Origin of the sequence: Bradyrhizobium sp. ORS 375 (assembly GCF_000239775.1) — a bacterium.
Lineage (GTDB): Bacteria > Pseudomonadota > Alphaproteobacteria > Rhizobiales > Xanthobacteraceae > Bradyrhizobium.
Genome location: NZ_CAFI01000099.1, coordinates 1 through 6,745, shown reverse-complemented (window position 1 = coordinate 6,745; position 6,745 = coordinate 1). Strand labels below are relative to the sequence as shown.

The 6,745-nt window shown below is 66.4% G+C and carries 5 protein-coding genes and 1 pseudogene; 5 read left to right on the top strand and 1 reads right to left on the bottom strand.

Annotated features, from left to right (window positions below):
• From BRAO375_RS37295 to BRAO375_RS08600, 5 genes and pseudogenes are all read left to right on the top strand, one after another.
• A pseudogene (locus BRAO375_RS37295) lies at positions 1-162 on the top strand (MFS transporter); the annotation flags it as partial.
• Between the two features lie 65 nt (positions 163-227).
• The gene (gene acuI, locus BRAO375_RS08615) at positions 228-1,214 is read left to right on the top strand and encodes an acrylyl-CoA reductase (NADPH) (RefSeq protein WP_009027075.1); all 987 of its coding nucleotides are present in this window, start codon (positions 228-230) and stop codon (positions 1,212-1,214) included.
• Between the two features lie 114 nt (positions 1,215-1,328).
• The gene (locus tag BRAO375_RS08610) at positions 1,329-2,015 is read left to right on the top strand and encodes a hypothetical protein (protein WP_035639632.1); all 687 of its coding nucleotides are present in this window, start codon (positions 1,329-1,331) and stop codon (positions 2,013-2,015) included.
• Between the two features lie 177 nt (positions 2,016-2,192).
• On the top strand, positions 2,193-2,426 hold the full coding sequence (locus BRAO375_RS08605) for a DUF6894 family protein (RefSeq protein WP_009027073.1): 234 nt from the start codon (positions 2,193-2,195) through the stop codon (positions 2,424-2,426).
• Between the two features lie 707 nt (positions 2,427-3,133).
• Positions 3,134-4,822 carry a methyl-accepting chemotaxis protein gene (locus BRAO375_RS08600; RefSeq protein ID WP_035639630.1) on the top strand — a complete coding sequence of 563 codons (1,689 nt, stop codon included), beginning with the start codon at positions 3,134-3,136 and terminating at the stop codon, positions 4,820-4,822.
• A gap of 3 nt (positions 4,823-4,825) precedes the next feature.
• Here BRAO375_RS08600 and BRAO375_RS08595 read toward each other — a convergent pair.
• On the bottom strand, positions 4,826-6,745 hold a 1,920-nt coding region (locus BRAO375_RS08595; protein WP_035639627.1), incomplete at its 5' end, for a DUF2339 domain-containing protein.

The following is a 6,745-nucleotide window of genomic DNA, read 5'->3' as shown; positions in this document are numbered from 1 at the left end:
GTCGGCGGCTTCCTCGGCGTCTGGCTCGGCGGCATCGTGTTCGAGCGCTACGGCTCGTATACGCCGATCTGGTGGCTCTCGATCCTGTTCGGCGTGCTCTCGGCGCTGATCAACCTGCCGATCGTCGAGAAGCCGGTGGCGCGCGCCGTTCCGGCCACCTGAGTTGCGCCGCCGGTCTGTTCGGCTAAACATGGCCTGAAACCGAAGAAAGCGCAGGGAGTGCCGCTGTGGGAACGTTCAAGGCGATCCGGATCGACAAGGCCGACAAGGGGACCATTGCTGCCCTGACACAGTTCGACGAGGCCGAGCTGATGGACGGCGACGTCACGGTGAAGGTCGAGTGGTCGACCCTGAACTACAAGGACGGGCTGGCGCTGACCGGCAAGGCGCCGGTGGTTCGCCGCTTCCCGATGATCGCCGGCATCGATTTCGCCGGCACGGTCGAGCAGTCCAGCCATCCTGGCTGGAAGCCAGGCGACGCCGTGATCTGCACCGGCTGGGGCATGGGCGAGACGCATCTCGGCGCCTATGCCGAGAAGGCCCGGGTGAAGGGCGACTGGCTGGTCGCCCTGCCGCACGGCCTCTCCGCCCGCGACGCGATGGCGATCGGCACCGCCGGCTTCACGGCGATGCTCGCGGTGCTTGCGCTGGAGAAGCATGGCGTCACGCCGGCCAGCGGTCCGGTGGTGGTGACCGGCGCTGCTGGCGGCGTCGGCTCCGTGGCCACGGCTGTGCTGGCCAAGCTCGGCTATCAGGTGATCGCCTCGACCGGGCGCCTCGCCGAGGCCGACTATCTCAAGTCGCTCGGCGCCACTGAGGTCATCGACCGCAATGAGCTGTCCGGGCCGGCCAAGCCGCTGGCGAAGGAGCGCTGGGCGGGCGGCGTCGACAGCGTCGGCTCCAACACGCTCGCCAACCTGCTGTCGATGACGAAGTATGGCGGCGCCATCGCCGCCTGCGGCCTGGCCGCCGGCATGGACCTGCCGTCCTCGGTCGCCCCGTTCATTTTGCGCGGCGTGTGCCTGCTCGGCATCGATTCGGTGATGTGCCCGCTGCCCGCACGCAAGGCCGCCTGGGCGCGCCTTGCAACCGATTTGGATCGGTCAAAACTGGCTGAAATTACTCACGAAATCGCCCTGGATGAGGTCGCCGCGCTGGGTCCGCAGATCCTCGCCGGCCAGGTCCGCGGCCGCACGGTGGTAAGAATATCCTGAGGATGTTCAGACTTTTCAAACCATAATGCTCCATTGTCGCCATGGTTGGTATGGTAAGCATGGGGTAAAGATACCGCCTTACCCGCTGCGTGGGGTTTAGTGGGAGTTGGAAGCATGCTCGCGCGTTTTTTGCTGGGGACCGTCACTGCCGGTGCCATGGTCGCGCCCGCGATCGCGGGATCCATGACGGCTGACGAGGCCCGCAAATTCGTGGCCGGCAAGGTGTTCGCCTTCACCTGCGTCGACGGCACCCGCGGCGCCGGCCGCATTCTCGACGACATGGGCGCCGCCGGTGCAGTGCAGTTCTCCGGCTCCGGCCCGGTGCGTCACATCCGCCTGCCCGGCAACACGCTGCAGATCCGCGGCCAGAACGTCTGCGCCTCGATCAAGGGCATGCCGTTCGAGCCGTGCTTCAATCTCGACAAGAAGGATGAGCGCAGCTTCCGCGGCTCGGTCTCCGGCCTCGGCGCCTTTGCCTATTGCGACTTCCAGCACCAGGGCGGCGCCACGATGCTGATGGCCCGGGCCGTCGCCCGTCCGCGCTCGGCGCGTGCCGCCGTGGCGGCCGATCCGGCGCACACCGAGGTGGCCGCGCGGGTCGAGACCCCGCGGGTGGAGCGCAGCAAGGTAGAGGCGGTCAAGACGGAAACCGCGAAGGCCGATCACGGCAGGCTCGAAGTCTCCAAGTCCGAGAACGCCAAGTCCGAGAACACCAAGTCCGAGAACACCAAGGCCGATACCGCCAAATCCGAGAACTCGAAGGCCGATGCCGCGCCGGAGTTGCGTCGCTCGACCGATTAGTTGTTAGTTCACCGACGATTGAAAAACCGGCTGCCATTAACATACAGCAATATTTCCGAGCGGACCGCACAGTAGCGGTCATTGCGCCGTAGTCGTACGGTTGCCTAAATTCATGCCTCGGTAGCGACTCCCAAGCAGTGTGCGACCAGGGGGGTGGCCCAATAGAAAGGGTCGGTAATGTCGCTTTACTTCTTTCGGATCAGCCAGGGTCGTTACTCCGGCGCTGCTGATCAGCCTTATGAGTTCGCCAACCGGGAATCCGCCTGGAACGAGTTGACCGCCGTCTGCTCGGACCTCATCGGCGGCATCTCGAAGACGCTGCAACAGGGCACCGAGTGGCAGATGGAGCTGCTCGATGAAGCCAAGCAGCCGGTGTTCCGGATCCGTCTGGTCTCGGAAGCCATCAGCTAGCTCGGATCGTCGGGGGATGATCTGAGTCGCTATCGGCCCAAGCCGCAGTTTCAATTTGCTGCGGCCAGCCGTATCCCCTGCCTCTGAAGTCATCGCTGCGGCCTTGATCGCGGAGCGCTCGAATTCCGCAACAGGCACGTGTCGCGCGATCAGCCGGTGCCGGTCTGGCATCGGCCGCCGCCTCTTGGCCAGACTGACGGCAGGGCGGACATCCCGAGCGCGTGGCCGATCGATAGGTAAGCTGTTGTGCTCTCGGTCGCGGTAACACCCTCTCGCGCGAGATGGTGGATTTCGCCGTCTGTTTTCCCGTAGTCGAAATGCTAGCGCAGGTTGTGTTGTTTACACGGCCTTAAATGAGCGACTGGCATACCAGAGGTTGAAAAAGCCCCTTGGCCAGGGGCAGGGTGTTGCACATAACGCGACGCCTTTGCGCGGCTCAACACTGTCCGGCCCATGGAGGCCGGTTTCATAACACCGCGCCAGCCGCGACGGTGAGCATTTTACATGCATTGTCGGTAGTCTTACGGGGGCGGAATTAACCTTCGATAAGCCGATTTCCCTCCCAATGGCATTGTCAGCGCCGAACTCCGACTTCGGTTGTATCGGAGTCCTGACATCGACGCCGCGCAGCGCAGCGCTGTCCTGAACGTTCAGGCCGTCCGTGACGCTGGAAGAGTGGCGAACCGCATAGTCAGCTGGGGTCATCCGTGTCCAGAATGTCCATTCGTAAGAAGATCATCTCGGTCATCGCATTTTTGCTCGTTGCCATGTGCGGGCTTGGCGCACTTGCTGTCGCAAGCATGCAGTCGATCAACGCGAACACGGTCGACATCGCGACCAACTGGCTGCCGAGCGTGCGCGCGATCGGCGAGCTGCGCGCCGACATCAATCTGCTGCGCATTGCGCTGCGTGCCCACGTCATGGCGGAGACCGCCGAGGCCAAGCAGGCCGGCGAGAAGCGGGTCAACGGCATCCTCGAGACCATCAACAAGGATCGCAAGACCTACGAGCCGATGATCGGCTCGGCGGAGGAGCGCGCCATCTACAACAACTGGGTGCAGGCCTGGGAGAAGTACGTCGTCGCGATCAAGCAGGTGATGGACGAATCCAACAAGAGCGTGGGCAGGCTTCCGCGCGAGGCAACCGAGTTGCTGGAAAAGTCTGCAGCAGCCATCGCGCGCGATGCCGACAAATATTTCATCCAGGACATCGAGTTGAACAACAAGGGTGCCGACAACGCCACCCGCCAGGCGGCGGAGAGCTTCTCGCGTGCGATCTGGCTGGTTGTGTCGATCATCGCCGCGGCCGTCATCGCGGGCGTCGCGGTCGGCTACTATCTGGTACAGAACGTTTCGTCGGGCATCGCCTCGATCATCAAGCCGATGCAGGAGCTCGCCAAGGGCGACCTCAACGCCGAGGTCACGCATCGCGGCGAGCCGACCGAGATCGGCGCCATGGCCGATACCCTGCAGGTGTTCAAGGAAGCGCTGATCGCGAAGAAGGAAGCCGACGAGCGCGCGGCTGCCGACGCCGAGGCCAAGATCGAGCGTGGCCGCCGCGTCGACAACATCACGCGCCAGTTCGAAGCCACCATCGGCGAGATCGTGCAGACCGTGTCGTCGGCCTCGACCGAGCTCGAGCATTCGGCCGGCGCCTTGTCCTCGACGGCCACCCGCTCCCAGGAAATCTCGACGGCCGTCGCGGCCGCGTCGGAGGAGGCCTCCACCAACGTGCAGTCGGTCGCGTCCGCCACGGAGGAGCTGTCGTCGTCGATCACCGAGATCAGCCGCCAGGTGCAGGAATCGGCCCGCATGGCCACCGAGGCAGTGGACCAGGCGCGCATGACCAATGATCGCGTCAGCGAGCTGAGCAAGGCGGCGGCGCGCATCGGCGACGTCGTCGAGCTGATCAATACGATCGCCGGCCAGACCAACCTCCTGGCGCTGAATGCGACCATCGAGGCGGCACGCGCTGGCGAAGCGGGTCGCGGCTTTGCGGTCGTCGCCTCCGAGGTGAAGGCGCTCGCCGAGCAGACCGCCAAAGCGACCGACGAGATCGGCCAGCAGGTCTCGGGCATCCAGGCGGCGACGCAGGAATCGGTCGGCGCCATCCGCGCGATCTCCACGACGATCGAGCGACTGTCGGAGATCTCGTCCGCCATCGCCGCGGCGGTGGAAGAGCAGGGCGCGGCGACGCAGGAGATTTCGCGCAACGTCCAGCAGGCCTCGCAGGGAACGCAGGAGGTCTCCTCCAACGTCGTCGACGTCCAGCGCGGCGCGTCGGAGACCGGCCAGGCGTCCGCGCATGTGCTGCAGGCGGCGCAATCGCTGGCGACCGACAGCGACCGCTTGAAGCGCGAGGTCGCCTCGTTCCTGCAATCGGTGCGCGCAGCCTGACGATCACGCCGCCGGCGCAGCAGGGGGTGCCTGCTGCTGCCGCCGGAACAGCACCTTCTGATACAGCCAGCCGATCGCCACCAGCACCAGGCCGAGGCCAATGAACGACAGCGCGCGCCACACGCCGGTCAGCGCCGACATGTCGACCAGGAAGGCCTTCAGGATGGTCAGGGCGATCACGATCGCCGACGCGAGCCGCGCGCGCTGCGACGACACGATGACGCCGATGCCAAGCAGCAAGACGCCGAAGGCCAGCCACGCGATCGAGTAGGTGTACTGCTCGGCCGCGCTGGTGACGCCGCTGGTCAGAACGGGGCCGTGATAGATGCGGCGGATCTCCAGGCTGACATAGGACAGCGCCATGATCAGCGCGCCGGCGGCGAGCGTGTTGCCATAGGCGACAGGACGGCGGCCCGCCACCGCGTAGGACAACAGCAGCAGCAGCAGCGCGGGGAAGGCGTAGGCCAGGATCAGGATGTTGAGCACGCCGCCCCTGATCGCGTCGTCCGAGACCATCGGGTTCTCGAACAGCAACAGCCCGAGCACGGTGGCGCCGCCGGCGAAGCCGGTGAGGATCACGGCGCTGATATTGTGCACGAGGCTGCCGCTCCGCTCGCGCAGCCGCTCCAGCCCGATGGCGAGCGCCAGCGCGACGCAGACGTCGAGACCGATCTCGGCGAGCGATGGCACGGCCAGCATGTCGCCGCCATTGACGGCGTGGCGGATCTCCAGGAACGCCAGCAGCGTCGTGAACAGGATGGCGGCGGCTTCGACCGCGCGCAAGGGCGCGTCGTCGCCATAGCGGCGCATCAAATAGCTCGCGCCCCAGAACGATGCCGCCGGCACGCCATATCCCCACAGCAGCCAGTTCAGGATTGGCGTGGTGCCGACGTCGGCGCCGACGATGCGCGGATCATAGTCGATGCGCAGCACCACCAGCGCGGCGAAAATCGCAGCCAGGCTGCGCAGGAACGGAATCGGCCGCTTCTCGAAGATCCAGGCGGTGCCGAGCGACATCAGCGCCAGCGCGATCGTCAGCCAGCCCTTCTCCAGCGCAAAGGTCAGCGCCAGCGCGAGAGCAGCGAGCGTGCCGGTCGCGAACAGCGCGATCGAGGCCGACAGGCCCGGACGCTCCTCGCGCCGGGTCAGCGCCTCGGTGGCGACGGCGAACGCCGCCGCCAGAATCACGGCGAGGATCGCGAACGGGATCGAGCGGTCGAGATGGGCGATGCGCGCATACAGCGCGACCAGCAATGCGATCGGCGTGAACACGCCGGCCGCCGACCACACCACCGGCACCGCGGCGTTCTCCGAGCGCCCCTGCGCCAGGAAGCCGGCGCCGCCGAAGCCGAGCGCGAAGATCGCCGCCGTCACCAGATGCGACGTGACGGAGGCGCCGAGCGGGGTCGGCCCCATGCCCGGCAGCGCGCCGCCGGGCAGCACCAGCAGGTCCGGATTGTCGCGCAGCGCCCATTCGGCGAACACCAGGAACACGGTGCCGGCCGCAGCCGCGACCGCGCCGGTCGCGCTCGGCGCGCGCCAGGCGACGGCGAGCGTGGCCGCGATCAGCACCGTGAAGCCGATCAGCGCCAGCCCGTCATGGAAGCTCGCGAGCACGACCAGCATCGCACCGAGCAGGTAGACGGGGAGGCTCGCCGACGAGATCGGCTCGACCTCGTCATTGTCTGCCGCGGGGCCGAACAGGAAGCCGCAGACGACGATCAGTGCGGCCAGCGCAAAGCCCGCGACCACGTGGAAGACGTGGGGCGCCACCGTCTCGACGCCGGCGTCGAGGCCGGGCAGGGTCCACAGGAACGACAGCCCGATCGTGGTCATCGCCAGCCAGCGCCACAGCCGCACGCGCGCCAGCGCGAAGGCGGAGGCGGTGACGATGGCGAGGTAGATGTACAGCGCCCAGTAGTT

Bases quoted from the DNA above. Each gene is read 5' to 3' on its own strand.
- BRAO375_RS08605 (WP_009027073.1), top strand. From the start codon at position 2,193: ATGTCGCTTTACTTCTTTCGGATCAGCCAGGGTCGTTACTCCGGCGCT.
- BRAO375_RS08610 (WP_035639632.1), top strand. From the start codon at position 1,329: ATGCTCGCGCGTTTTTTGCTGGGGACCGTCACTGCCGGTGCCATGGTC.